The organism is Listeria rocourtiae subsp. hofi (assembly GCF_963575615.1).
GTDB classification, from domain to species: domain Bacteria; phylum Bacillota; class Bacilli; order Lactobacillales; family Listeriaceae; genus Listeria_A; species Listeria_A hofi.
The window spans coordinates 1-737 of the sequence record NZ_CAUYTL010000091.1; the positions used below are offsets into that span (position 1 = coordinate 1).

The following is a 737-nucleotide window of genomic DNA, read 5'->3' on the forward strand; positions in this document are numbered from 1 at the left end:
TCGACTGTCTTAGGGGAACGCATCCCTTCTATTGTAACAGCAAATGATTACAACTTAGGTGACAATAACGTAACCGGAACTTTCACAGGCAATGGCGCCAAAGTACAACTATTTGTGAATGGTAATTTGATCAAAAACGCTACTTTAAACACAGCAGATGGAACGTATCAAGTTTATGCGAAAGATTATATCACGGCAACCACAGACAAAGTAGAAGTTGTCCTATACGATAAAAACTGGCAAGAACTAGATCGCACCACTGTCAACGTCAAGGCAGCTGCAGGACAAACACTAAAAATCACGCCAAATGACTACACGATTGGTGATTCAGAAGTCACCGGTGCTCTTGATGGTGTCAGTAAAGGTATCAAACTTTATGTCAATGGTGTCTTTGCCCGCACAGGTCAAATCAGCGAAGATGGCAAATCATTCGTTGTCTATGCCCAAGACAAAATTTTGTCTGAAACGGATACCGTTAGCATTGTCGGTGTGGATAAAGATGGCAACGAAGTCACTGCATCCGTTACCGTGAAAGCATCCAGCGAATCACCGGATGCTCTAAAAATCGGAGCACCTTCTTACACACTAGACACAGATAATTTAACAGGTTCTTACACAGGGACAATGAACGGTGTAGAACTATGGGTCAACGGTGTCAAAGTTCGTACAGGTGGATTTGATGCCGCAACGAAAACCTTTTCTGTCTATGCCAAAGATAAAATCACATCCAAGAGCGA

Annotated in this window: 1 protein-coding gene; it reads left to right on the forward strand. The window is 42.7% G+C overall.

Annotated features, from left to right (window positions below):
* Nucleotides 1-737, forward strand: a 737-nt coding sequence (locus R8925_RS15840; protein ID WP_430536747.1) for an immunoglobulin-like domain-containing protein, incomplete at both ends; no start/stop codon positions are given.